Raw genomic sequence first — 25389 nt, 5'->3', positions numbered from 1 at the left:
TTAGATAAGTTCAATTACTTTTTTTAAAAAGAAATCTGCAGCTTTGGAAAAAATTTGATATTTTTTCCAAACAAGATCTAGTCCAACTTCAAGCTTTGGCTCTAATGGTTTAAAACATAATGTACTATTGTATGTATTAATTAATTTATCAAGTGTTAAGGCATATCCAGAACCTTCATCAACTAATAATGAAGCATTGTAGATTAGATTATAAGTAGCGACAATATTTAATTTGTCAAAATCATCTTTTAGCCACCCTGAAAGTTCATTTCGAACAAGGTCTTGGTTAGAACAAATTAGTGGCAGGTCTTTTAAATCCTGGGGGTTGATATATTCTTTGGATGCTAGAAAAGCGTCTTTTTTCATCAATACACCCCAGCAATCGGTATAAGGGAGCTTAATAAAATCATATTTTGAAAAATTAGTCGGCTCAATTAAAATTCCAAAATCTAATAGACCTTTATCAAGTTTTTCAGTCACATCTTGGGCATTTCCACTATAGAGATGAAATTTGATTTCTGGATGAATTTTTTGCGTTTCTTTAATCGCTTTCGTTATTAATCGCATTCCTTCTGTTTCACCACCACCAATATAAATATCACCACTAATAGTTTCATTATCAGAAGTCATTTCTGCTTCAGTTTTATTAACTAAGTCAATAATTTCTTCGGCTCTTTTTCTAAAGAGAATTCCATCATCTGTCAAGGTAATCCGACGATTACCTCTAATTAGTAACTGCTTACCAAGTTCATTTTCAAGATCTTTTAATTGTCTTGACAGGGTTGGTTGGGTCATATGTAAATAATCAGCTGCAGCAGAAATACTTTCTTCACGAGCTACAGTAATAAAATATTTTAGAACTCTAAGTTCCATACAGATCAACTCCTTTAAAATATTTTAACATGCATCAATATGCCTTTCAAGCATAGGAAACTATTTAATATAAGTATTTGCTATCCGAAAAGCTATATTTTAGAATATAGCTGAAGGAGATGATAAAGTGATGTGTTCAAATGATACACCTGAAGCGGTATATCAAAACTTATTAGATGCAGGTTGTGATAGTAAATTAGTAGATAGATTTATGCTATTATTTGCACATAAAAACTATCAAGGACAATTACAAATTTTGTCAGAACAAAGAAAGGAATTATTAGATGAACTTCATCTAGTTCAAAAAGAATTAGACTGTTTGGATTATTTAATTTATAAAATAAAAAAGCTTTATTTAAATGACTAATTGATTATTTATATGACAAAGGGGAGATTTTGATGGGTTACACTATTCGAGAAGTATCTGAAATTTTAAAAATACCAGTTTCGACGATTCGCTATTATGAAAATTTGGGGTTATTACCAGTAATTCAAAGAATTGAAGGAAAACGTGTGTTTACAAATGAAAATATTACTGATTTAAAGCGAATAAAAAAACTAAAAGATATGGGGATGACATTAAAAGATATTAAGAATTTCAATCAATTATATTCAAAGGGAAAACTGTCATTTGAACAAAAAATTATGATACTTGATCAACAACATACTGTAATTATTGAACAAATTGAAGAACTTCAGCATACGCTAGAGATCATTGAAACGGAACGTTTAAAATATAGCAATATTATCAATAAAAATCATACTGCAATTATTTGCAGTTAATAAATAAGATGAAAAAGAAATATATTTTTTACTTCTAGTATTAATATTGATAGGCTATCTGGTTAAACAAAATATAGATAAACAAGGAAAAGAAGAATCAAAAGAAATGATAAAAATAAAGATTGAGATTAATGGACAAATGTTTTTAGCTACATTAGATGATACTCCAACATCCCAGGCTTTATTGGAAAAATTGCCGATGGTACTTACAATGAAAGAGTTAAATGGTAATGAAAAATTCTATAATTTAGAATACTCTTTGCCAGTAACTAGTCAATCAGTTAATCAAATTAATAAAGGAGACTTGATGCTATTTCATGACAATTGCTTAGTATTATTCTATCAAGACTTCTTATCTAAGTATCAGTATACGCGAATTGGTCAAATAGATGATGCAGGTAATATAAATCAAATTGTGGGTGCAGGAGATCTAGTAGTTAGCTTTATGAAATATAGAAATGGAGAAGAAAATGGAAATAATTAAACAAAAATATTTAAGCGGTGAAAGAGCACTTTTTAAAAGTAATAATCTAAAAATTGAAGATTCTATTTTTGCTGATGGTGAATCACCGTTAAAGGAAAGTAAGGATATAGAAATCAATGAGACTATTTTTAAATGGAAATATCCATTATGGTATTGTAATGATGTTAAAGTCACTAATTCAACATTGTTGGAAACGGCACGCTCAGGAATTTGGTACACTAAAAATATTAGTATTATAGATAGTGTTATTGAGGCACCAAAAACATTTCGTCGAGCACAAAATATTTATTTAGAAAATGTAGATTTGCCAATAGCGCAAGAAACGCTTTGGAATTGCACGGATATTGTTTTAAAGGCAGCGAGGGTACATGGTGACTATTTTGGGTTTAATAGTATAAATATTAAGATTGATGATTTGAATTTAACAGGAAATTATAGTTTTGATGGTGGAAGAAATATTGAAGTGCATAATTCAAAGCTGATTTCAAAAGATGCCTTTTGGAATTGTGAAAATGTTACAGTTTATGATTCAACGATCATTGGTGAATATTTAGGATGGAATTCTAAAAATATAACGTTTATAAATTGTACGATTGAGAGTTTACAAGGACTTTGTTATATTGAAAATTTAAAACTGATTAACTGCAAACTTATTAATACAACACTTGCATTTGAATATTCTACAGTTGAAGTTGAGGTAAATTCGCATATTGATAGTGTTGTGAATCCAATCTCAGGTGTAATTAAAGCACATAGTATCGGTGAATTAATTCTAGACAAGACCAAAATAAATCCTAGTGAAACAAAAATTGTGATAACAAATCCTCCAATAAAAAGCCAAACAAATATCGAATGTATATGTTGTTAGAGGAGGAGAAAATGAAAAATCAATTTTCAAAACTGACGAACCGCTGGAATAGTGGTTCTTTGAAGTGGGAAATTAAAGAGAATGAACTTCCTATGTGGGTAGCGGATATGGATTTTGAAACTGCGCCAGAAATAATCGAGGCTCTAAAACAAAGAGTTGAGCATGGTATTTTTGGATATAACATCGTTCCTGATGAATTCTTTGAAAGTATTCAGACCTGGTGGCTAAAAAGGCATAATTATTATCTAGAAAAAGAGTGGATGTTATTTTGTACAGGGGTAGTCCCAGCAATTTCTTCACTCGTTAGAAAGATGACAAGTGTAGGAGAAAATATTTTAATTCAAGCACCAGTATATAATATTTTTTATAATTCTATTTTAAATAATGGACGGCATATTATTTCGAGTGATTTAATTTTTGATGGAAAAGAATATTATATTGATTTTGTAGATTTAGAAATGAAGCTGGCAGATCCTCAAACAACTATGATGATTCTTTGTAATCCACATAATCCAATTGGAAAAATATGGGACATTGAATCATTAGAGCGGATCGGTGAAATGTGCGCTAAATATAATGTTTTAGTAATTAGTGACGAGATTCATTGTGATCTTACTGCACCTAATAAGAATTATATTCCGTTTGCTAGTGTTTCAAAAGTTAATCAGATGAATAGTATTACTTGTATTGCTCCAACTAAAGCTTTTAATTTAGCTGGACTACAAACTGCTTGTATTGTTGTCGCTAATCCACAATTACGACATAAGGTAAATCGGGGCATTAATACTGATGAAGTGGCAGAACCTAATAGTTTTGCTATTACGGCAACAGTTGCTGCGTTTACTAAAGGGGCAGTGTGGCTTGATGAATTGAGGGAATATATTGAAGAAAATAAAAATATAGTATCTAAATTTATTCGATGCTATTTACCAGAAATTTATTTAATTCCTAGTGAGGCTACTTATTTATTGTGGCTTGATTGTTCACGAATAACAACTGACAGTACAATGTTAACACAATTTATTCGCGATAAGACGGGTTTGTATTTGACTAGCGGAATTGAGTATGGTGAAAATGGTAATGGATTTATTCGAATGAATATAGCTTGTCCACAATCACGATTATTCGACGGTTTAGAGAGATTTAAAGAGGGTATAAGAGCCTATCAGCAAGGAGAAATAAAAATGGAAGAGATTGACATAGAAAAAATGCATCAATTTGAAGATGTTATTAATATGGAAATATTTTATAATAAAACTACTCAAGAAATTATGGAACAATACTATTTGCAAAGAGAAAATGCAGATTCTCTAGCAATGCAAGATTTTACGTTGACTGACGAAGAATTAAGGGTGTTGGATCAATTAATAAAAATTTAATTAAAAAATTATATTAAATTGCTCTTTTCTAGGAAAATAAGTGAAATAAAAACTTGTACTTAGAAGGGAGCATATTTTTTATTGGAATGTTATATTAATTAGAAAAGAAAATTACAAGCCATTATATAATTAACTGATTATTATTTTTTTATATGGTAAAATATTCTTGAAATTTGATAACAAAGGGGAAAGTTTATGGAAAATAATCAGAAAAAAGAAGTTAATGAAGCACTTCATGCAATTGAAGAAACTTTAGGTCATTTATCAAGGGCTCAGGATTATTTAAGTAGTGCAGGAAACTGGGGACTTTTTGATATGATTGGTGGTGGTTTTATTACAACGATGATCAAACATGGTAAAATGAATGAAGCTGAAAGAGCAATGGCAGCAGCACGTAATTCGATACGAAATCTAAAAAAAGAATTAAGTGATGTAGATCAGCTGGTTGATGTTGATTTAAATATTAGTGATTTTTTAAGTTTTGCAGATTATTTCTTTGATGGAATCATTGCTGATTGGATGGTTCAATCAAAGATCAAAGATGCTCGATTTCAAGTTGATAAAGCTATTCGAGAATTAAATCGTATTAAAAATACGTTACTGACCCTTGCAGTCTAGAAATATTGTAAAATGAAGGTATGATTTGATATTATGGATAACATAATCAATCAAATGATTGAAGTAACTACTTAGTTTGAAGATTTAGAAGTACAATTTTTAAAGGTAACAAGTTGTTTAAAAGAAAATGGATTAATGTTAATATATGGTTTTCAACCATTTATAAATATGTTCGTACTGTCTGAAGCAAGTGTATTTGATGAAAATTCATTTAAATAAAATTGAATATTTGTATTTTGGGAAGGAATCTTAGAAAAATACTGAAATATTTTATATAACTAGACAACACAAATCAAAAGAATTCACTAGTTTTTGGCATATATTCAGTGGAATTATTAATGTATTTACTTATGTAAGTATGAATGTCATAAGATTAAATGAAAGAGAAGTAGAATTTATATAATGAAAACAGTCTATAATAGGATAGACTGTTTTATAGTACGATGGACTTATTTTAAATTGCTTTAGATTGGATTAGGAATTTTGTCATAAATTTTATATAATAAAATAAAGTGAGGTGTAAGCATGGAATTAAGAGTACTTAAGTATTTTTTAGCGGTAGCACGTGAAGAAAATATCACAAAAGCCGCTGAGTTTTTACATATAACTCAACCAACCTTATCAAGACAACTGATGCAGCTTGAAGAGGAGTTAAACGCGCAATTATTTATCCGAGGAAAAAATCGAATTGTTTTAACAGATGAAGGAATGCTGCTTCGAAGAAGAGCTGAGGAAATTGTAGATCTAGCTAATAAAACGGAAAAAGAATTTTTAGAACAAGATAATCTAGTTACAGGAGAAATTTTTATTGGTGGTGGGGAAACAAATGCTATGCATATTCTTGCTAGAATAATCAAAGAATTTAAAGAAGAATATCCTCAAATCAAATATCAATTTTATAGTGGGAATGCTGATGATATTAAAGAGCGTTTAGATAAAGGATTGATTGATATTGGTTTGCTGACTGAACCAGTTGATATTGAAAAGTATGAGTTTGTACGCTTAGAGCAAAAGGAAGTTTGGGGTATTTTAGCACCTAAAGATAGTAAACTTGCAGCTAAGGAATATGCAACACCACAAGATTTATTAAAATTGCCATTATTAAGTACTCGAAGAACAATCGTTCAAAATGAAATAGCTAATTGGTTTGGGCAAGATTATGAGCAATTAGATATTATTGCGACATACAATCTTATTTATAATGCTGCAATTATGGTAGAAGAGGGGATTGGGTATGCGATTTGTTTAGAAAAGTTAGTCAATATTAATGATGAAACAAAAATTCGCTTTATTCCATTTTATCCTCCATTGTTAACTGGAACAGTAATCGTATGGAAAAAGCATCAAATTTTTTCACCTGCTACAGCGCGATTTATTGAAAAAATAAAGCATTCTCTAAAAGCATGATTGATTATAGATTATAGGTATTAGACATATAATTTCTGACGATTTATAATAACATTGAAAAGAAAGGATGAATTATAATGACAAAACAAGCTGTTGCACCACGAACAATTTTTATGACGGAAAAGGATTTTCAGCCCATTGATGAAACTAGAATTTATTGGTTATCAAGCGCTGGTGTGATGATCAATAGTCACGGTACTACTTTGATGATTGATCCATTATTAGAAGGATTTGATCTACCTTTATTAGTTGAAATGCCAATTTTACCTAAAGATGTACCTAGTTTAGATGGAGTATTGATTACACATTGCGATAATGATCATTTTAGTCGATTAACCTGTAAAAATTTAGCTCCAGTGACTAAATCATTTCATGGTCCTCATTATTTAGCAGAATTATTCGCAGAAGAAGATTTAAAAGGAAATGGATATGATATTGGTGAATCATTTGAAATTGGAAACATGAAAATAAAATTAACTCCTGCTGATCATGCTTGGCAAAATGAAAGTAGTAAGTATAGTAAAATTCGTAAATATCAGTTTGAAGATTATTGCGGTTATTGGATTGATACACCTGATGGGACGATTTGGATGGTTGGAGATTCGAGACTTTTACAAGAACATCTGCAAATGCCAGAACCAGATGTTATGTTATTTGATTTTTCAGATAATTCTTGGCATATCGGCTTAGATAATGCGATTAAATTGGCCAATACATATCCTAATACAGAATTAATTTTAATTCATTGGGGAACTGTTGATGCTCCGGAAATGAATGCATTTAATGGTGATCCTAAGTCTTTGAATGGACGTGTTGTTAATCCAGAAAGGATTAGAGTTGTAGCTCCAGGGGAAGCTTTTGTATTAAAAAAATAAAATTGTTAGAACCAAGTTGTCATTAGTATAGCTTGGTTTTTTGATATATCAATAATGCTTTTTAGGTATTATTGATAATACAATATAGGTATTAGACATAACAATATAATTAACTTAAAATATAAGTGTATAGATAAGGTAATGGAGGTGAAACATCTTGAGAATAAAAGAGGTAAGTAAGAGATTTAATGTTTCAATAACAGCTTTACGATACTATGAAAAAGTTGGTCTATTTGAAGATGTTAACCGTGTTAATGGTATTAGAGAATATGAAGATAAAGATATTGAAAGATTAAGTTTAATATTAACATTGAAAAATATTGGCTTGAGCAATGAAACTATTTTGAAATATATCGAATTAAATGAACAAGGGGCACATACGAAGAAACAGCAAATTCAGGTTTTGAAGTTAGAACGTCAAAAGCTATTAGATAGTATTCATAATCAACAGAAAAATATAGATTCTTTGGATTATTTGATTTACCAGTTAAAAGATAAGGAGAAGATAAAACATGGTGAGCAAAAGTAGTAAACATTGGTTAGTTTTAATTGTATGTTGTGGTTTAGCGGCATCTTCAATAGGGGTTTCAATTAATTCGTCAGGTGTCTTTTATACACCTGTTTCAACTAGTCTTGGAATTATGCGTGGAACATTTTCTATGCATATGACTATCTTTTCATTAACAACAGCAATTGGGGCTTTATTCATACCTAGAATTATGAATAAAGTATCTTACAAACTATTACTGACAATTAGTGTTGTAATAGCAGTAGTTGCTACAGGATTGATGGCAGTAACTAAATCAATTCCGGGATTTTATCTGCTGGGAGCTATCAGAGGACTTAGTACAGGTATGTTTTCAATTGTTCCCTTAACAATAATTATTAATAATTGGTTTGAAAAAAGTCATGGTTTGGCTACTAGTATTGTCTTTGGATTCAGTGGTTTAGCAGGATCGATTTGTTCACCGATTTTATCAAGCTTTATTGAAAATTTTGGATGGCAAACTGGTTATTTAATCAAAGCTGCAATTATATTAGGATTATGTTTGCCCGCTGTCTTATATCCATTTCACCTTGATCCACAAAAAGATGGTTGTTTACCTTATGGACATGTGGAGCAGCCACAAGATATGGTGACACAAGTGTCAAATTCATTTAGCTTTACAACAGTTGCATTTATTAGTTTCTTTGTCTTCGGATTATTATGTAGTTGTATTACTAGTGTTACTCAGCATTTACCTGGATATGGTCAATCATTGGGCTATAGTGCTGCATTAGGAGCAATGCTTTTGTCATCGGGAATGGTAGGAAATATTATTTCCAAATTGATTATTGGAGTTTTAAGTGATCATTTAGGGGCAATTAAAGCAACTGTTACAATGATCATAGCTAATACTGTAGGAATTATTTTATTAATGTGGGGTTCAACAGCGTGGCTATTAATTATTGGAGCATTTTTGTTTGGTTCATGTTATTCAATTGGAGCAGTGGCATTGCCTTTATTAACCAAATACTTCTTTGGAATAGATAATTATGCAAGAGTTTTCCCAAAGATTTCTTTTGCTTCTAATTTAGGAGCAGCAATTTCTTTATCTATGGTAGGGTATATATATGATTTCTTTGGCTCTTATTTATATGCATTTATCATTGCTCTAGCAATGATTGCAGTTTGTGTAATTACTTTAACATTAACTGCCAAAACAAAAGAATAGAGGAGGAAAGATTATGAATAAGAAAGCAGAACAGTTATTTAGTGATTTAAATGATGGAAAGGATTTTTTAGTAAAGGATCCAGAACTTCGGGAAATTATGATTAATTATCTTTATGGGGATGTCTATCACCATGGTAACCTTGATTTTAAATTAAGAGAGCTTATTTTAATTGTCGTTAATACTACCAATCATACTTTAAAGGCTTTAAAGGAACATGTGACAAGTGGCTTGAGTGTCGGAGTAACACCTGTAGAAATTAAAGAAGCAGTATATCAATGCACTCCCTATATAGGATTAGGCAAAGTAGAAGAAGCATTAGAAATAGTTAATCTTGTTTTTGAAGAGAAAAATATTAGTTTACCACTATTACCACAAGCAACGGTACAAGGTGATAATAGATTTGAAAAGGGATTTGCAGTTCAAAGTGCTGCATTTGGACAAGAGCATATTCAAGCAGGTCACGACCATGCTCCAAAGGAATTAAAGCACATTCAAAATTATTTATCTGAATACTGTTTTGGAGATTTTTATACAAGAAATGGTTTGGATTTACCAACAAGAGAATTGATTACAATGGTGATGTTAGCTACTTTAGGAGGTTGTGAGAATCAATTGCGAGCTCATGTTGGGGCAAATCTAACAGTTGGAAATAATCGTGATACTTTAATTGAAACAATCACTCAATGTCAACCGTATATAGGATTTCCAAGAACATTAAATGCAATTGCAATTATTAATGAAATAACTAAGAAATAAAAATGGAGGAATGTAAAATGAATCGTGAAGAAAGTTTAGGACCATCTGCAGTATTTGAATTAGGAGAACCTAATGATGCGTATGCAAAATATTTTATTGGTCAAAGTTATTTGAAACATCTAACAACAGAAGGAGTTGGTGTTGTCAATGTCACATTTGAACCCGGTTGTCGTAATAATTGGCATATTCATCATAAAGGTGGTCAAATCTTAATCGTTACTGGTGGAAAAGGTTATTATCAAGAGTGGGGAAAACCAGTACAATGTTTAAAACCAGGTGATATTGTAAATATTCCACCTGAGATAAAACATTGGCATGGAGCAGTAAAGGATAGCTGGTTTAGTCATTTAGCTGTTGAAGTGCCGGCTAAGGATGCTTCTAATGAGTGGTGTGAACCAGTTACAGATGAAGAATATGAAAAATTATAAAAGGAGATAAGACAATGGAATATGTAAAATTAGGAAATACAGGTTTAGAAGTATCTAAAATATGTTTAGGTTGTATGAGTTTCGGGGATCCTCAACGTTGGATCCATAGTTGGGTACTGAATGAAACTGATTCTCGTAAGATTATAAAAAAAGCATTAGATTTAGGAATCAATTTTTTTGATACTGCTAATGTTTATGGATTAGGGGCCAGTGAAGAAATTTTAGGACGAGCGCTTCAGGAGTATGCTAAACGGGAAGAAATTGTAATCGCTACAAAAGTAAGCGGTCAAATGCATGAAGGACCAAATGGGAAAGGATTATCGCGAAAAGCAATTTTGCATGAAGTTGAACAATGTTTAAAAAGATTGGGAACCGATTATATTGATTTACTTTATATTCATCGCTGGGATTATAATACTCCAATTGAAGAAACGATGTGTGCTCTAAATGATTTGGTTAGAGCAGGAAAGGTTCATTATTTAGGTGCTTCATCGATGTATGCCTGGCAATTTCAAAAAGCACAGTATCTTGCAGAAAAAAATGGATGGACTAAATTTTCTGTAATGCAGGGTCATTATAATTTATTATATCGTGAAGAAGAGCGAGAAATGATTCCTTTATGCAAAGATATGAAAGTAGCTTTGGTGCCTTATAGTCCACTAGCGGCAGGACGATTAACTCGTGATTGGAATTCAGATTCAAAAAGAGCTCAAGAAGATTTGGTTGCAAAACGAAAATATGATAGTACTGTAGATACAGATCGAAAAATTGTTGAAAGAGTTGCTGAAATTGCAGATAAATATCAAGTCACTAAATCTCAAGTTGCTGTTGCATGGTTATGGGCTAAAGGCGTGACTGCACCAATTGTAGGGATTACAAAAGAAAAATATTTAGACGATTTTGCGGGTGCTTTAACAGTTAAACTAACACAAGAAGATATAGAATATTTAGAAGAATGCTATCAGCCTCATGTAATTATGGGACATAATTAGAAAGGATGAAAAAATGGTGAAAAAATTATATTTAATGCGTCATGGACAAACACTATTTAATCTTCAAAATAAAATTCAAGGCTGGTGTGATTCGCCATTAACAGAGTTGGGGCAGTATCAAGCTAAAGTAGCCGGACAATATTTTAAAGATCATCAAATTACTTTTGATCATGCCTATTGTTCTACTAGTGAGAGATGTAGTGATACCTTAGAATTAGTTACAGATATGCCGTATACGCGTTTAAAAGGGTTAAAAGAAAATTTTTATGGTCAATTAGAAGGTGAGAGTGAAAGGTTAAATTGTCACTTGACACCAAAGGATTGCGAAACTTTCTATTTACAATATGGTGGAGAGTCTTCAAATACAGTTAGAGATCGAATGATGCAGACATTGACAAATATTATGGAACGAGATGATCATTTTAATGTTTTAGCTGTTAGCCATAGTGGAGCTTGCTTTAACTTTTTAAGAGCAATTCAAGATCCAACTGAAGAATTAAATAAAGGGTTTGGAAATTGCTGTATTTTTGTTTATCAATTTAATGATGGAGTATTTAAGTTGGAAGAAGTAATTAGACACAAATATAATTAAAAATATCCACTTCATAATGAAGTGGATATTTTTTCATTTGCACAGCAAGTAGGTTAACTGTCATTCCTGTATTGCTAACCAACAATATTTTCATCTTAAGTATCTTTATTAATGATAGATAAAACGTTGGGATATTTATTGCAAGTATGCTCACTGTTTAGAATGGAAATTATGTTAGTAATAAATTTATTTTTAAGTTAGCTTTACAGCGATTGATAAGTGGTAATAAAAGAATCAAATCATCTTTGTTATTAATATTTTTATTTAGAGTGTTAATATCAACAGATTCTATTTTTAGTTTTCCTTGATTTAAATCAAGGAATTTTTGTATGTTGTAAGCAAAAAAGAAGAAGTAAATCCCTAGCTGCAATAAATTAAAACTTTTTTCAAGTATTATCAATACATCTAAAATCTTTCATTGTTTTCATAATATTCATTTGGAAATTTATCTTTTGCCCACTGATACATAACCAAATAGTTTACTTGTTTTAAAAAGTTATTCATATTATCTCACTCCTTTATCTATCATTGTGCTTATTATACAAAAAATGGGAACAGATTATAGACTCTTTAAACATTATGGAATATTTTTGCAGCTTTTTGATTAAAGTAGTTAGAAGAATAGAAAAAATTTTTTCAAAATTTGGTATAGTAACAAAAAGATAGGATAACTGTTATAATTTAGTCATTAATAGAAGGGAGCTTGAAAATGTTTTGTGATTATCATGTACATACAGAGTATAGCGATGATTCTTGCTATCTAATGGAGGATGTTATTAGGGATGCAATCGTTTTAGGTATTAAAGAAATATGTTTTACAGATCATGTTGATTATGGAATCAAATTAGATTGGGATGATCCAAATTTAATAATTAAAGAGAATGAAAAGACTATTGCCAATGTCAATTATCCACAGTATTTTCAAAAAATTGATTCTTTAACAGAGAAATATTGTAACCAAATTACGATAAAAAAAGGAATGGAATTTGGAATACAAATGCATACTATTGATAAATTTCAAAAACTTTTTAATAAATATCCATTTGATTTTATTATTCTTTCAATTCATCAAGTTGAAAATAAAGAGTTTTGGACTAATGATTTTCAAGCTGGACTAAGTGAGGCTGAATATTATCAAAGATACTACCAAGAAATGTATGATGTTGTAAGAAACTATCATGATTACAGTGTTTTGGGACATATGGATTTAATTAAACGTTATGATGATAAAGATGGTTATGATGCCTTCAATGAACACAAGGAGATAATCACTAGGATACTTAAATATATTATTGAAGATGGAAAGGGAATTGAATTAAATACATCTTCAGTTAGATATGGTCTTGATGATTTAATGCCATCACGTGATATTTTTCAGCTATATTACGATCTTGGGGGAAGAATTATTACAATAGGTAGTGATAGTCACGAAAAAGTTCATCTAGGTGCTCATATTGAAACGATGAAAAAGGATTTAAAAAAGATTGGCTTTAAAGAATTTTGTACTTTTAAACAAATGAAACCAATTTTTCATAAATTGTAGAAAATGGATTTTTAATAGTCCATTTTTATATTAATTTTATTTTAAAATAATGGTGATAATCTAAATAATTTAAGCTATAGAAAGAAATAAAGATGGGTTACCGCATATAAAATAAAAGTTTTAGAGAGATTTTTAGTTATTGATGAAATTAACTAATGCTCAAAGAGAAAATCTCCAAATTAGCAGTTTATATTGGAAGAAGTTTAATTATGCTTTGAAAGCTGCTCTGTTATCATGATCTGATAATTGGATAAAATACTTGGGTTCACTTTACTAGGTATCTTTTTTATTAGCTATAACTAATTATATATAATATAATGAAATAAAGGGTGATAATTATGAGCTATTTATTTGATAGTTATGCAAAGATATATGATCATTTTATGCGCTTGTTTCATTTAGATGATACAAGTGTTATTGAACACAAATTATCGAAGGGGCAATATCATATTTTGGATGTTGGCGGAGGAAGTGGAACACTAGCCGCTGATTTACAAGCTGCTGGTCATCAAGTCACAATTGTGGATTCTAGTTTATCAATGCTTAAAGAAGCTAAAAAGAAAAACACTAATGTAAAATTAATTCATGCATCGATACAAAAAGGTCTTCCAATAAATAAAGTCGATGTTATCATTTGTCGAGATTGTTTACATCATTTAATGAATCAAGAAAAATGTCTTAAATTGATGCTAAATTATCTAAATAATAACGGTTTTATTTTGATTCATGATTTTAATCAAAGAGCATTTAGAATAAAATTACTTTTTCTTTTTGAACGTTGTTGTTTTGAAAAAATAAAACCAGTCAAACCTGAACAGTTGGTTGATTTTTCGCTTCAAAATAAGCTGAATATAGTATTTCTACATCAAGGAAAGTGGGACTATATATGCATGTTAAAAAAAGAAAAATAATTAGTTTATTCCATTTAGGAATAAAGGTAGGATATTTATTTATAACAAGAAAAATTGTGACTAGAAGTGATATTGGCAATTCTTATGATCTGGTTAGTAAAACTTATCAGCAAGAATATTTAAAAATAATGCATACATATAATGATATTCTTTTAAATCATCTAATCAAACATATTTCTAAAGGCCGTATTCTAGACTTGGCTGGAGGAACTGGTTATAATTCAAATTTTATCCAAGAATATAATGATTATTCAATTGATCTTGTGGATATTTCAAAGCAAATGTTAAAACAATGTCAGAATTCAAGCATTAATAAAGTGTGTAAAGGAATGCTTGAATTTTTAACGGTACAAGAAAGTTGTTGCTATGATGCAATCGTATGTACTTGGGCATTGATGTACGAACAACCACAAAAAGTATTAAATCAATGTCAGCGGTTATTAAAAAATGGGGGATATTTGTATATCTTAGTAAATGATCAGCAAACATTGCCACAAATTCGAAAAATTTATCCAAAATTATTAATTGAATATGTAGGCTCAATTAATAAATTAATGTTTGATTTACCAATGCCAAACAATGCGCAGCAATTGGAACGTTGGGCTAAAAAAGCAGGATTAAAAAATTGTCGAGTAACTTCAAAAAAACAAGAATTTTATTTCACAGATTGGAATCGGGCCGCAAAATTTGTTACCTCAACAGGTGCTTTGGCTGGTTATGATGCAATGTTGGATTTGAAAAATGAAAAAATTTTTAATACTCTTGTTGAGCAGCTGCAGAAGTTTTTTACTAAACCATGCATTACTCATCATTTCGTGATGGGAATATTTAAGAAGGGGTGACCTGAGTGAACAAACGGATGATTATTAAAATGTGTATCAATCCCCACATTATTAAAACATTTTTAAATTTGCATTGCCAATTTCGCAAGCATGAAGATTATAAGGTTAGAAATATGGTAAAATGTGGATTAAATATAATTATAAATGATCATTTAGTCCAGCATGATGGTTATTATTTAGTGAATTCATTTATTCCACCGATTAATACTGAAGCTTTTAGGACAGTAGTTAAGATGGTTCCTGGTAAAGGAAAAAATTTTTTTGTTAATCACACTGAAGGGATTCGGCTGGCTCCGATTTCTACATATATTGCTGTTACAGATAAATGTATGTACCATTGCTGGCATTGCAGTGCATCTAAGTTTATGAAAGATGCCACATCAAATAGTCAATTTTCGACTTTAGAATTAAAAAAAATCATTGCCCAATTACAAAGATTAGGTGTAGCAATTATTGGTTTTACAGGTGGTGAACCTTTATTGCGTGAAGATTTAGAGGAGCTTATTGCAAGTATTGATGAACGTAGTGTTAGTTATATTTTTACAACCGGATATAAATTAACTTATCAACGTGCTCTGGCTTTAAAAGAAGCGGGGTTATTTGGTATTGCAATAAGTCTCGATTCTTTAGATGCCCAAAGACATAATGGAATGCGCCATAATGATCATGCTTACGATTATGCTGTTGAAGCTATTAAAAATGCTAAAAAGGCAGGGCTTTATACAATGAGTCAAACGGTATGTACACGAGAATTACTGATTAATGGAGGAATTTTAAAGCTGGCACTGTATTTAAAAAAATTAGAAATAGATGAAATGCGAATCATGGAGCCCTTACCTTGTGGTGCTTTAAAAAACAAATTGGAAGAAGTTCTAACTGATAACGAAAAAGAACAATTAAAGCAATTGCATATTACATTAAATAGAGATTCTCGATATCCTAAAGCCAGTGTCTTTCCATATTTTGAAAGTGCTGAACAATTTGGCTGTGGAGCTGGAGTACAGCATTCATATATTGATGGACATGGTAATTTTGGTCCCTGTGACTTTATTGAGCCGACATTTGGAAATGTGTTGAATGAAAATATTCAATATATTTGGGTAAAAATGTCAAAAGCAATAAATGGCCCGCATTGTCAATGTATTGCTAAAAATTGTGATATTTGTAAACAATTACCTCGATTTTATAAACTAATGCGAGGTTATAAAAAATGAGAAAGCAAGTGACTTATTTAGGAAATATTCTTTGCTATGAAATTGAAAATTTAAATAAACCAGTCTGTATTTGTTTTCATGGAATGAATATGACTAGAGAAATGTATAAAACAGATCAACTGCAACATTTATTAAAAAATTATTCTTTGGTTTTAGTTGATTTATGCGGATATGGGGATTCTTCGATAGAAACAAAGAATTTTAATATGGTAGTATTTAATCAGCTGGTATTAAAATTAGTGAAGTGCGAAAATATCAAATCTTGTACTATTGTTGGATATTGTTTAGGGGGTGTATTTGCACTTGATTTTGCGATTCGTAATCCATATTTTATTGAGCGTTTAATTTTGATAGAAACAATGATTTATTTACCGAAATGGTTATGGTTGACACTGTTGCCAGGATACTGCAGCGGCTATCGAATATTTCAAAAGCAGATTAAGTTATTTAAAATATTAGAATGTTGTACGAAATTCAAAAACATTAGTTCATCAGAACGAATAAGAATATCGTCAAGGGAATGGAATCGTACTGTTAATTCATTTTATTTAAAGCTTATGAATGAGTATGAAAAACAAAATCATATTAAGCGATGTCAACAAATCAACTGCCCGGTTAATATAATTTATAGTCAAGCCAGTTTTAAAAATATTCGAAAAACTGCGCAAATCTTATCACAGTTTTCATTTGTAGAACTCCATTTGTGTCAAGGCAGAGGTCATTTTTTGTTTCTTGATGAGACTATGAATAGAATAGTGATATAAAGGCTGGAAGGGAAGAAATAATGCAGAAGAAAACAATTATTATGGGAATAGTCATATGTCTATTAGGGATTGGTTATTTTTTATTAAATAAGCCTTGATTATCTGATGAAGATGGAGAATTATTTAATTATCTACTTAATGGTTATAATCCTGATTTGTCAATCACAGAAATTATAGTTCAAGAGAGGGAAGAAAGATTATTTAATCTCTTTACATTAATTGACGAAAAATCTAATTATGGTGAACGGTTTAATGATTGTACTCTGGTAGAGCAAAATTTTTGGTTTCTCTATAATTTTCATATGGAAGTTGAATGTGGGGGGAGTTGAGCAGTTTATTTCAAATTATTATCATCATTCTGATTTTACGCTTGAAGCTTTTAGAGATTTGGAACTAACGATAAGTAAAGATTATTTACAAGCTGCAATTAATATCTACCCAAATAAACGAATCGAGATGTACTCAAATCAAGAAATCAGTAATCAATTAGATCAAATTGATGAACAGTATTATGCTGATCATGAAATAGAATATTTTGATTTTATTGATAAATACACAGAAGGAAATATTGTAAAGATGGATGAAATCATGTTTAAAATTGGAGCGTTTTCTAAATTAACATAGGCTACTGTTAGAATGTTAAGATATTATGATGAAATGGGACTTTTAAAACTGGCTGCAGTTGATTAAACAACTGGATATCGCGCCATGTATTCAAGTGAACAAATTCTTCGCTTAAATAAAATTATATATTTGTAAGGTAGTGGATTTAATTAACAGAGATAGCACTTGTTTTAAATAACCAAGGAAATCAGTTTATTATTGAATAACTGGAGCAAAAATATATTGGAGGAACAAGTAAAATTAAAAAATCGAATTAGCAAAAAAAGAATTATTAGGTAATAAAAATGGGATGAATTATAATGTTCTAATAAAATAAACTCCAAGTTATTTTGTACTTTCATTTAGAAAAATAATTTCTGATTATTATGCTGAAAGTAAGTTGTAGGAAGAATTATTAAACTTTACTGCTGAGCATAGAAGAGATGTTTCAGCAAAATATTTTTCAATTTATTATGATGAAGATTACCGTGAATATGATGTTGATGTAGAATTGTGAGTATCGAAATTTAAAAAGCTGTCACTATCGAGAAGCTTTTTAAATTTCGATACACCTCAGCTGTTGAAATAATGGCTTGTATGGTGATATATGGAGATTTTTCTAATATTGCTGATACTTATTTATCATTAGTAAATTGGTTACAAAAAATGCTCAGTATAAGATTTCAATATCCAATTGCTTTAAGTGTTGTAGAAGTCATCGTAATCGATTATCAAACAGAGATAGTTAGTATCCCTTATATTGATATCAATCCATATACACCAAATCTTGAAGAATCGGCTTATTTTGCATGGGCGGATGAATTTGATTTTTAATCATTTTCAAAATAAGAAATGGTAGCAAGTTTGTAAATAAACTTGCTACCATTTTTGTTATTTATGAACCGTGACCACACTAGTTTTTGAAAGATAATCATGCAACATACGATGATTAGAATTAAGGAGGCTCATAAACATTGAAATAAACGATACTATTCCTAAAATTGATAATGCAAATGAAGCTATTGATGCTTCAAAGATAATGTTTATCAGTTCCCAAAAATAGATTGAGCAGCTATAAAATGTACCTTCAATTAAAATTAATCCAACTCCATTTCTAATTAATAAAGTTTTTAAATCAATATTAATTTCATTATTCTTAACAATTTTTAAACCAAAGATTTTTTTACCAATTGTTTGACCATTATATTTGTAAGGAAAATAAACTAAATATAGTAAAGAGAGCAGTAAGCCTATTAAAAATGCACTAATTGCGGGAATTAGAGGAAGATTGACAATTGAACTAGTAAAATTCTTTTGATGATAGATAATGCTATAAATCAAGTTTATAGGTAAAATTGTCATGACACTGATGATATACCAGTCAATAAAATATGCAATTAGTCGTTTAACAAATGGTGCTTGGTGATTATGTACTGATGAATGGTTAAATATTCTTTTCATGATTGACGCTCCTTAAGAATCTTCTTATAATTTTAGTATAGACAATTCTTTTAAAATATCCTTACAGAAAATTACTCTAAGCTTGGCGAAAAGACTGCAAGGACAAATAATTATTAATAGAGTATATTTATTATGGATAAGGAGAGATTATGATGCTAAATGAACGACAGAAACAAATATTTTTATGCTTAGATGAGAATAAAAATAGTTTTATTAAAGGGATTGAATTAGCTAATAAAGTAAATTGTAGTTTGAAAACATTACAAAATACAGTAAAAGAGATGAAAATAATTTTAGAAAAATATCAACTAGAAATTATTTCAATGACAAGCAAAGGATATAATCTGATTATCCATGATCAACAAGAATATAATGATTTTAAACAGTTATTATTAGAAAGTGATGATAAAAAAGATTTTAATAATCAGGGTTATCGAATTACATATATTTTAAGTACATTATTATCTGATAATCATTTTGTTAAAGCGGATGATTTGGCTAGTCAAATGTATGTTTCACGATCCAGTGTTTCAAGTGATTTAAAGATAGTCAAGAGAGTTCTCGAAAAATATCAATTAAAAATAGAACATAAGCCTAATTATGGCATGATTGTTGTTGGCTTAGAGAAGGATAAAAGAGATTGTATTATTAAAGAGCAATTAGAATTGCAATTAGGACATTCAACAATTAAAAAGGAATGGCTAGCTACTATAAGTGATATAGTTGTTGATAGTCTGATGAAAGCAAAATATCGGATTAGCGATGTGGTCTTACAAAACTTGGTTTTACACATATGTGTTTCAATTCAACGAATGCAGCATGGAATATACATTGATAATCCACAAATGGCAAGGCAATATGGGCATGAGCATGTAATTGCCAAAAAAATTTTGGATGAATTAGCTTCAATATATCATTTTATTGTTACTGAAAATGAAATATCTTTTTTAGCAATTCATCTACTTGGAAAGCGTAGTTATGAAGAAAATGATTTAATCAGCAAAGAAATCGATTATTTTGTTAATGGCATGTTGGAGGAAATTAAGATTAAAACTGATATTGATTTTTATGGTGATGTTGAATTGAAGATTTCATTGGCTTTACATCTGGTGCCCTTATTAGTTCGGCTAGAAAGCCAAATGCAATTACAAAATACAATGATTCAAGATATTCAGGCGAATTATCCTTTAGCGTATGATGTGGCAGTTATTGCGGCATCGTATATCAGTGAACAAAAACATTATCAACTAAGCAGTGATGAGGTAGGTTATTTAGCAGTGCATTTTTCTTTATCGCTTTCAAAAAAAGAAAATAAAATTAATCCTAAAAAAGTCTTAATAATTTGTAATGCTCGTAGAGGCGATTATTTAATGATTCAACATACTTTTTTAAAAGAGTTTAATGAAATGATCAGTGATTTAGAGATTATCAATGCGTTAGAGATACCACAATATAATTTAGATGATTATGACTGTATTTTTGCAACATTTTTGAATCATCCACTGATTCCTAAACGAGCTTTAAGAATAAATTTTTTTATTGATCAAAAAGATATTCAAAGAATAAAAAATTCTTTACAAGGTCAAAGTGAAGCAGGTGAATTATTAAAGTATTTTAAAGAGGAGTGTTTTATGGGCATGATTGATGCCAAAAATCAAAAAGAAGTTATTCAATTGATGTGTGAAGTTGCAAATAAATATAATGAGTTTGAAGAAGACTTGTTTCAATCATGTATTCGTCGCGAGGAATTAGGCAGTACGGCATATGGACAGCTGATTGCTTTACCGCATCCTGATCATTTGATTTCTCAAAAAACGATTGTTATTACCGCTATTTTAGATAAACCGATCGTATGGTCGAAGCAAAAGGCACAATTGATTTTTTTGATTTGTGTTGAAAAAGGAAATCAAAAAGATTTAAGAGTATTATTTGAGTGTATTTCAAAATTTATGATGGATCAGCAAAGTGTTCAAGATGTTATTTGTAGAGGTGATTATCAAACTTTTACAAAGAATTTAGGAAAACTGATTGGATAAGGGGGAGAGAAAAGATGAATGAAACAAGTTTTGAATTAATTTTACATTCTGGAAATTCTAAATCATCTTCGATGGAAGCAATTGAATATGCTCGTCAGGGGGATATTCAAGAAGCAGATTTTAAAATGAACGAGGCTCAAGAAGAGTTATTATTAGCGCATAAAATTCAATCAAAATTGTTAGCTAAAAGTGCAAAAGTAGATCATTTTAATCCAAATATGCTTTTAGTTCATGCTCAAGATCATCTTTGTGGGGCACAAACACAATTAGAAATGGCAAAAGAAATTATTAGTCTTTATGAGCAAGTTCAAGAAATAAAAACATATTTAGGTATAGAAAATTTTCAAAAACAAAAAAATATGCGAGTATTGCTTGTATGCGGACAGGGGATGTCAACAAGTTTGTTAGTACAAACAATGTATTTATATGCTGATGAAGGGGATTATATTGAATCATCATCGTTTGAAGAACTAGTAGGTGTGATAGGTGATTATGATGTTGTTTTGGTGAGTCCACAGATCCGTTATCGAATGCCTGTAATTGAACGAATGATGACGCTGCGTACACAAATAGTAGGACTAATCGATATGAAAGCATATGGGAAGTTGGATGGCCAAAAAATTTATAATCAAGCAAAAGAATTATTTATGAAAATCAAGCATTAGAGCCAGAGTTTGCATAGAATTGCTCTAAGTATAGCGAAATTATGTGTAAGGTAACTTTCATTTATAAATAATATAATGTAATTGTAAAGAAAGGGAGGAAACTATTATGGATAGATTTACACAAATGTTAGAGAAAACTCTAATGCCAATTGCTGAGAAGGTTGAACAAAACCGTTATTTAAGTGCAATTCGTGAGGGCTTCACGAGCATCATGCCTTTTTTAATCATTGGTTCAATATTCTTGTTGTTATCAAATTTACCTTCGGAAGCTTTAAATAATTTTTTAGGAAGTATTTTTGGTGCTGAAAATATTGCTAAGTTGGGTTATTTGTTAGAACCGACTTTTAATATTATGGCACTGCTTGTAATTATTGGAATTGCTAAATCATTGTTAGAATATCATCATATTAAAGATACAAGTGCATTGATTTTACCAATTATTACGTTTTTATTGTTAAATAATTTTACAATTACATTGACAACTGAAGCTGGTGAAACAGTCACTTCAGGGGGAGTTATTCCTATGGGATATCTTGGAGCTGCAGGTTTGTTTGTTGCAATGATTTGTACTATTTTGACAGTTGAGAGTTATCATTGGATCAAAGAAAGAGGATGGGTAATTAAAATGCCTGATTCTGTTCCGCCGGCTGTAAGTCGCTCATTTTCTTCATTAATTCCTGCGGCAATTATCTTAACAGTAGTATTTTTAATTAAAGTTATTTTTGAATATACACCATATGCAACTGTATTTGATTTAATTTATCAATGTTTACAACAGCCGTTATCTGCACTAGGAAATTCATTGCCATCACAGATGATCAGTGAGGGGCTAATTGGTTTATTTTGGTGCTTCGGAGTTCATGGTGATAACGTCGTTAGTGCTATTATGGGTCCAATTTGGCGCGGTTTATCAGCAGAAAATCTAGCTCTAGTCCAAGCTGGTAAAGAGCCAATTAATATTATTTGTCAACAATTTAGAGATGTATATTTAATTGCAGGAGGAACGGGAGCAACATTATCATTGCTTGTTTCTATTTGGTTTGGGGCAAAGAGTCCAGAATTAAAGACAGTTGCTAAGTTATCTGGACCAGCTGCTATATTTAATATTAATGAACCGGTTATTTTTGGGATACCTATTGTCTTAAACCCTATAATGATGATACCATTTGTAATAGTACCAATAGTTTTATGTGTTACGACATATCTGGCAATGAGTTTAGGTCTTGTACCATTATTACAGGGGATTGAGATTCCTTGGACAACACCAGTATTTATTTCTGGCTGGATAGCAGGGGGATGGAACGCATTGATTCTTCAAATTGTCAATTTTGCTGTTGCTACTGCTATTTATTTCCCATTTGTAAAAGTGTTAGATCGTGATTTATTAAAAAATGCTAAGAAAAAAGAATTGCTACAAGAATAGGAGGACTTTATGCAAGTTTATGTATTTAAAACCGAACAAGATGTTGATACATATGTTGGACAGCAAATTAGTACATTTATTCAAGATAATGATGCTCCAGTGATTGGTTTTGCCACGGGGTCTACACCATTAGGAGCATACGACTATTTAATTGATTCATACCAAAGTGGAAAAACAGATTTTTCAAAAGTTAGAGCCTTTAATCTTGATGAATATGTTGGGATTGAAAAAGATCATCCTCAAAGCTTTGCAAGAGCAATGAAAGATTATCTTTTCAGTAAAATTAATATTAAAGAAGAAAATATTTATTCTTTAAATGGAAATGCTAAGGATATGACAAAAGAATGTAAAGAATACGATCAATTGATCATTAATAATCCTATCGATATTCAAATATTGGGAATAGGAATGGATGGTCATATTGCTTATAATGAACCAGGTAGTTCATTTGATAGTGAAAGTCATGTTGTTGATTTACACCCCGAGTCAATTCAAAGTTCATTGGATTATGGTTTTACAAAAATTGAAGATGTTCCAACGCAAGGAGTTACGCAAGGAATCAAAACGATTATGAAGGCAAGACAACTAATTATGATTGCCAAAGGAAATAAAAAAGCTAAATTAGTGGAAAGAATGTTATATGGTCCAGTTAGTGAAGACTTTCCTAGCTCTATAATTCAAACACACAATAATGTAATTGTAGTATTAGATCAATGTGCAGCAGCCAATTTGAAGGAGGAAACTTATGAAAGGCGTTAAAATCGTTACAATTGGAGGAGGCAGCAGTTATACTCCAGAATTAGTAGAAGGATTTATTAAAAGATATGCAGAATTACCAGTTAAAGAATTATGGTTAGTAGATATTGAAGAGGGAAAAGAAAAATTAGAAATTGTTGGTAATCTGGCTAAACGAATGATAAAAAAAGCTGGACTTGATATGGAAGTGCATTTGACTTTAAATCGTCGTGAAGCACTAAAAGATGCTGATTTTGTAACAACTCAGTTTAGAGTCGGACAATTAGATGCTAGAGAAAAAGATGAGTTGATTCCCCTAAAATATGGAGTGATTGGTCAAGAGACAAATGGTCCAGGTGGAATGTTCAAAGCATTAAGAACTATTCCGGTTATTTTTGAAATTATTAAAGACTGTGAAGAATTGTGTCCAAATGCTTGGATCATTTCTTTTACAAATCCTTCTGGAATCAATGCTGAAGCAGTGTTTAGACATACTGGCTGGAAAAAATTTATTGGGTTATGTAATGGACCTGTAAATATGATCAAAGACATTGAAAAAATTTTAAAAGTTAAAGAAGAAGACCATTTAGATGTTAAAATTGGTGGAATTAATCATATGATCTATGCATTAGATATTCAATTAAACGGTAAAAATGCTAATCGTAATTTGATTGATACGATGATAAATGATGGAAATAAAGAATCTTTAAAAAATATTGTTGATTTACCATGGAGCAATGAATTTTTAAATAGCTATGGTTATTTAGGGATTGGATATTTACGCTATTATTTACAAAAACAGCAAATGCTGGAACATTGTCAAGAGGATGCAGCTAAACATCAATGTCGTGCTCAAGTTGTGAAGAAGGTTGAAAAAGAACTATTTGAGAAATATAAAGATGAAAATTTGGATGTGAAGCCTAAGGAATTAGAACAACGTGGTGGAGCTTATTATAGTGATGCAGCTTGCAATTTAATTTCTTCATTATACAATGATAAAGGAGATATTCAAGTAGTTGACACACTAAATAATGGTGCAATTACTAACTTACCTAATGATGTAGTCGTTGAAGTTAGTAGTATTATAACTAAAGATGGACCTGTTCCTATCCCAGTAGGAGAATTACCAGTTCAAGTAGTTGGATTAATTCAGCAATTAAAGACATTTGAAATCTTAACTACCAATGTGGCAGTTAGTGGCAATTATGATGATGCCCTAGTTGCTATGGCAATTAATCCATTAGTTCAAAGTGAAATAACAGCTCGACAAATACTCGATGAAATGTTAGAAGCACACAAGAAGTATTTACCACAATTTTTTAAATAAAGAAATTTAAGTAAGAATAAACTATTAGTTAGTTTATTCTTATTTTTGTTTTATAAATAATATTTTGTAAAGTGCATGAAGGTGTTTTATTATG

General features: G+C 30.4%; 28 protein-coding genes. 26 read left to right on the top strand and 2 right to left on the bottom strand.

All coding sequences use genetic code 11. The features are described from left to right. Positions 1 to 873, bottom strand: coding sequence for a LysR family transcriptional regulator (locus EYR00_RS08775; RefSeq protein ID WP_003537476.1), 873 nt, complete (start codon positions 871 to 873; stop codon positions 1 to 3). 130 nt (positions 874 to 1003) lie between these two features. Between EYR00_RS08775 and EYR00_RS08770 the strand changes: the two genes are divergently transcribed. The 21 genes from EYR00_RS08770 to EYR00_RS08670 all read left to right on the top strand — a co-directional run bounded on the left by EYR00_RS08770 (position 1004) and on the right by EYR00_RS08670 (position 18482). Further along, a complete protein-coding gene (locus tag EYR00_RS08770; RefSeq protein ID WP_003537477.1) occupies positions 1004 to 1240 on the top strand; it encodes a hypothetical protein in 237 nt (78 codons plus the stop codon). A gap of 32 nt (positions 1241 to 1272) precedes the next feature. After that, positions 1273 to 1656, top strand: a complete 384-nt coding sequence (locus EYR00_RS08765) for a MerR family transcriptional regulator (RefSeq protein WP_003537478.1) — start codon at positions 1273 to 1275, stop codon at positions 1654 to 1656. A 106-nt stretch (positions 1657 to 1762) separates the two neighbouring features. Then, positions 1763 to 2140 carry a cyclophilin-like fold protein gene (locus EYR00_RS08760; RefSeq protein ID WP_224209007.1) on the top strand — a complete coding sequence of 126 codons (378 nt, stop codon included), beginning with the start codon at positions 1763 to 1765 and terminating at the stop codon, positions 2138 to 2140. Beyond that, complete coding sequence (locus EYR00_RS08755; protein WP_040434281.1) at positions 2127 to 3008, top strand: DUF3737 family protein; 882 nt, start codon at positions 2127 to 2129, stop codon at positions 3006 to 3008. Before EYR00_RS08760 ends, EYR00_RS08755 begins: the two co-directional genes overlap by 14 nt. An 11-nt stretch (positions 3009 to 3019) precedes the next feature. Then, entirely contained in the window at positions 3020 to 4387 is a 1368-nt protein-coding gene (locus EYR00_RS08750) for a MalY/PatB family protein (protein ID WP_020994566.1), read from the top strand. A gap of 195 nt (positions 4388 to 4582) precedes the next feature. Further along, positions 4583 to 5005 (top strand): hypothetical protein, encoded by a 423-nt coding sequence (locus EYR00_RS08745; RefSeq protein WP_003537482.1) that lies wholly within the window; start codon positions 4583 to 4585, stop codon positions 5003 to 5005. Positions 5006 to 5530: 525 nt separating this feature from the next. Beyond that, positions 5531 to 6412 carry a LysR family transcriptional regulator gene (locus tag EYR00_RS08740; RefSeq protein ID WP_003537483.1) on the top strand — a complete coding sequence of 294 codons (882 nt, stop codon included), beginning with the start codon at positions 5531 to 5533 and terminating at the stop codon, positions 6410 to 6412. Positions 6413 to 6489: 77 nt separating this feature from the next. Continuing rightward, a complete protein-coding gene (locus tag EYR00_RS08735; RefSeq protein ID WP_003537485.1) occupies positions 6490 to 7287 on the top strand; it encodes an MBL fold metallo-hydrolase in 798 nt (265 codons plus the stop codon). A gap of 157 nt (positions 7288 to 7444) precedes the next feature. After that, positions 7445 to 7816, top strand: coding sequence for a MerR family transcriptional regulator (locus EYR00_RS08730; RefSeq protein ID WP_003537488.1), 372 nt, complete (start codon positions 7445 to 7447; stop codon positions 7814 to 7816). After that, entirely contained in the window at positions 7800 to 9002 is a 1203-nt protein-coding gene (locus EYR00_RS08725) for an MFS transporter (RefSeq protein ID WP_003537490.1), read from the top strand. The genes EYR00_RS08730 and EYR00_RS08725 overlap by 17 nt, the downstream gene beginning before the upstream one ends. A 13-nt stretch (positions 9003 to 9015) precedes the next feature. Continuing rightward, a complete protein-coding gene (locus EYR00_RS08720; protein WP_003537493.1) occupies positions 9016 to 9759 on the top strand; it encodes a carboxymuconolactone decarboxylase family protein in 744 nt (247 codons plus the stop codon). A 17-nt stretch (positions 9760 to 9776) separates the two neighbouring features. Next, a complete protein-coding gene (locus EYR00_RS08715) occupies positions 9777 to 10187 on the top strand; it encodes a cupin domain-containing protein (protein ID WP_008791533.1) in 411 nt (136 codons plus the stop codon). Positions 10188 to 10201: 14 nt separating this feature from the next. Beyond that, positions 10202 to 11179, top strand: coding sequence for an aldo/keto reductase (locus tag EYR00_RS08710; protein WP_003537496.1), 978 nt, complete (start codon positions 10202 to 10204; stop codon positions 11177 to 11179). 13 nt (positions 11180 to 11192) lie between these two features. Continuing rightward, the gene (locus EYR00_RS08705; protein WP_003537497.1) at positions 11193 to 11771 is read left to right on the top strand and encodes a histidine phosphatase family protein; all 579 of its coding nucleotides are present in this window, start codon (positions 11193 to 11195) and stop codon (positions 11769 to 11771) included. A gap of 709 nt (positions 11772 to 12480) precedes the next feature. Next, positions 12481 to 13314, top strand: coding sequence for a histidinol-phosphatase HisJ family protein (locus EYR00_RS08700; protein ID WP_003537499.1), 834 nt, complete (start codon positions 12481 to 12483; stop codon positions 13312 to 13314). A 338-nt stretch (positions 13315 to 13652) separates the two neighbouring features. Continuing rightward, positions 13653 to 14225: a class I SAM-dependent methyltransferase gene (locus EYR00_RS08695; protein WP_003537500.1), complete on the top strand. Its 573-nt coding sequence runs from the start codon at positions 13653 to 13655 to the stop codon at positions 14223 to 14225. Further along, complete coding sequence (locus EYR00_RS08690; protein WP_003537501.1) at positions 14201 to 15067, top strand: class I SAM-dependent methyltransferase; 867 nt, start codon at positions 14201 to 14203, stop codon at positions 15065 to 15067. Before EYR00_RS08695 ends, EYR00_RS08690 begins: the two co-directional genes overlap by 25 nt. A 5-nt stretch (positions 15068 to 15072) precedes the next feature. After that, a complete protein-coding gene (locus EYR00_RS08685) occupies positions 15073 to 16281 on the top strand; it encodes a radical SAM/SPASM domain-containing protein (protein ID WP_008791535.1) in 1209 nt (402 codons plus the stop codon). Next, a complete protein-coding gene (locus tag EYR00_RS08680) occupies positions 16278 to 17045 on the top strand; it encodes an alpha/beta hydrolase (protein WP_003537503.1) in 768 nt (255 codons plus the stop codon). Before EYR00_RS08685 ends, EYR00_RS08680 begins: the two co-directional genes overlap by 4 nt. Positions 17046 to 17321: 276 nt before the next feature. Then, entirely contained in the window at positions 17322 to 17669 is a 348-nt protein-coding gene (locus EYR00_RS08675; RefSeq protein ID WP_418361533.1) for a DMP19 family protein, read from the top strand. Between the two features lie 567 nt (positions 17670 to 18236). Continuing rightward, positions 18237 to 18482: a Cas5 family CRISPR-associated protein gene (locus EYR00_RS08670; protein WP_003537505.1), complete on the top strand. Its 246-nt coding sequence runs from the start codon at positions 18237 to 18239 to the stop codon at positions 18480 to 18482. 57 nt (positions 18483 to 18539) lie between these two features. Here the strand turns inward: EYR00_RS08670 and EYR00_RS08665 are convergent, their stop codons facing one another. Continuing rightward, on the bottom strand, positions 18540 to 19109 hold the full coding sequence (locus EYR00_RS08665; protein WP_003537507.1) for an RDD family protein: 570 nt from the start codon (positions 19107 to 19109) through the stop codon (positions 18540 to 18542). A 152-nt stretch (positions 19110 to 19261) separates the two neighbouring features. Between EYR00_RS08665 and EYR00_RS08660 the strand changes: the two genes are divergently transcribed. From EYR00_RS08660 to EYR00_RS08640, 5 genes are all read left to right on the top strand, one after another. Then, positions 19262 to 21145: a BglG family transcription antiterminator gene (locus EYR00_RS08660; RefSeq protein ID WP_227141130.1), complete on the top strand. Its 1884-nt coding sequence runs from the start codon at positions 19262 to 19264 to the stop codon at positions 21143 to 21145. Between the two features lie 14 nt (positions 21146 to 21159). Continuing rightward, the gene (locus EYR00_RS08655) at positions 21160 to 21810 is read left to right on the top strand and encodes a PTS lactose/cellobiose transporter subunit IIA (RefSeq protein ID WP_003537510.1); all 651 of its coding nucleotides are present in this window, start codon (positions 21160 to 21162) and stop codon (positions 21808 to 21810) included. A 106-nt stretch (positions 21811 to 21916) separates the two neighbouring features. Beyond that, complete coding sequence (locus tag EYR00_RS08650) at positions 21917 to 23233, top strand: PTS sugar transporter subunit IIC (RefSeq protein ID WP_003537512.1); 1317 nt, start codon at positions 21917 to 21919, stop codon at positions 23231 to 23233. A gap of 9 nt (positions 23234 to 23242) precedes the next feature. Further along, positions 23243 to 23992, top strand: a complete 750-nt coding sequence (gene nagB, locus EYR00_RS08645) for a glucosamine-6-phosphate deaminase (RefSeq protein ID WP_003537514.1) — start codon at positions 23243 to 23245, stop codon at positions 23990 to 23992. Continuing rightward, positions 23979 to 25295 (top strand): 6-phospho-beta-glucosidase, encoded by a 1317-nt coding sequence (locus EYR00_RS08640; protein ID WP_003537516.1) that lies wholly within the window; start codon positions 23979 to 23981, stop codon positions 25293 to 25295. The genes nagB and EYR00_RS08640 overlap by 14 nt, the downstream gene beginning before the upstream one ends. Positions 25296 to 25389: the final 94 nt, after the last annotated feature.

Source organism: Thomasclavelia ramosa DSM 1402, assembly GCF_014131695.1.
GTDB lineage: Bacteria > Bacillota_I > Bacilli_A > Erysipelotrichales > Coprobacillaceae > Thomasclavelia > Thomasclavelia ramosa.
The sequence above is the reverse complement of the archived record's forward strand: the minus strand, read 5'-3'. Positions and strand labels throughout refer to the sequence as shown.

Coding starts and splice junctions, on each gene's coding strand:
- EYR00_RS08720 (WP_003537493.1), top strand. CDS start 9,016: ATGAATAAGAAAGCAGAACAGTTATTTAGTGATTTAAATGATGGAAAG.
- EYR00_RS08750 (WP_020994566.1), top strand. CDS start 3,020: ATGAAAAATCAATTTTCAAAACTGACGAACCGCTGGAATAGTGGTTCT.
- EYR00_RS08670 (WP_003537505.1), top strand. CDS start 18,237: ATGGCTTGTATGGTGATATATGGAGATTTTTCTAATATTGCTGATACT.
- EYR00_RS08710 (WP_003537496.1), top strand. CDS start 10,202: ATGGAATATGTAAAATTAGGAAATACAGGTTTAGAAGTATCTAAAATA.
- EYR00_RS08660 (WP_227141130.1), top strand. CDS start 19,262: ATGCTAAATGAACGACAGAAACAAATATTTTTATGCTTAGATGAGAAT.
- EYR00_RS08770 (WP_003537477.1), top strand. CDS start 1,004: ATGTGTTCAAATGATACACCTGAAGCGGTATATCAAAACTTATTAGAT.
- EYR00_RS08640 (WP_003537516.1), top strand. CDS start 23,979: ATGAAAGGCGTTAAAATCGTTACAATTGGAGGAGGCAGCAGTTATACT.
- EYR00_RS08695 (WP_003537500.1), top strand. CDS start 13,653: ATGAGCTATTTATTTGATAGTTATGCAAAGATATATGATCATTTTATG.
- EYR00_RS08765 (WP_003537478.1), top strand. CDS start 1,273: ATGGGTTACACTATTCGAGAAGTATCTGAAATTTTAAAAATACCAGTT.
- EYR00_RS08705 (WP_003537497.1), top strand. CDS start 11,193: ATGGTGAAAAAATTATATTTAATGCGTCATGGACAAACACTATTTAAT.
- EYR00_RS08690 (WP_003537501.1), top strand. CDS start 14,201: ATGCATGTTAAAAAAAGAAAAATAATTAGTTTATTCCATTTAGGAATA.
- EYR00_RS08775 (WP_003537476.1), bottom strand. CDS start 873: ATGGAACTTAGAGTTCTAAAATATTTTATTACTGTAGCTCGTGAAGAA.
- EYR00_RS08760 (WP_224209007.1), top strand. CDS start 1,763: ATGATAAAAATAAAGATTGAGATTAATGGACAAATGTTTTTAGCTACA.
- EYR00_RS08755 (WP_040434281.1), top strand. CDS start 2,127: ATGGAAATAATTAAACAAAAATATTTAAGCGGTGAAAGAGCACTTTTT.
- EYR00_RS08725 (WP_003537490.1), top strand. CDS start 7,800: ATGGTGAGCAAAAGTAGTAAACATTGGTTAGTTTTAATTGTATGTTGT.
- EYR00_RS08700 (WP_003537499.1), top strand. CDS start 12,481: ATGTTTTGTGATTATCATGTACATACAGAGTATAGCGATGATTCTTGC.
- EYR00_RS08740 (WP_003537483.1), top strand. CDS start 5,531: ATGGAATTAAGAGTACTTAAGTATTTTTTAGCGGTAGCACGTGAAGAA.
- EYR00_RS08650 (WP_003537512.1), top strand. CDS start 21,917: ATGGATAGATTTACACAAATGTTAGAGAAAACTCTAATGCCAATTGCT.
- EYR00_RS08665 (WP_003537507.1), bottom strand. CDS start 19,109: ATGAAAAGAATATTTAACCATTCATCAGTACATAATCACCAAGCACCA.
- EYR00_RS08715 (WP_008791533.1), top strand. CDS start 9,777: ATGAATCGTGAAGAAAGTTTAGGACCATCTGCAGTATTTGAATTAGGA.
- EYR00_RS08745 (WP_003537482.1), top strand. CDS start 4,583: ATGGAAAATAATCAGAAAAAAGAAGTTAATGAAGCACTTCATGCAATT.
- EYR00_RS08655 (WP_003537510.1), top strand. CDS start 21,160: ATGAATGAAACAAGTTTTGAATTAATTTTACATTCTGGAAATTCTAAA.
- EYR00_RS08735 (WP_003537485.1), top strand. CDS start 6,490: ATGACAAAACAAGCTGTTGCACCACGAACAATTTTTATGACGGAAAAG.
- EYR00_RS08680 (WP_003537503.1), top strand. CDS start 16,278: ATGAGAAAGCAAGTGACTTATTTAGGAAATATTCTTTGCTATGAAATT.
- nagB (WP_003537514.1), top strand. CDS start 23,243: ATGCAAGTTTATGTATTTAAAACCGAACAAGATGTTGATACATATGTT.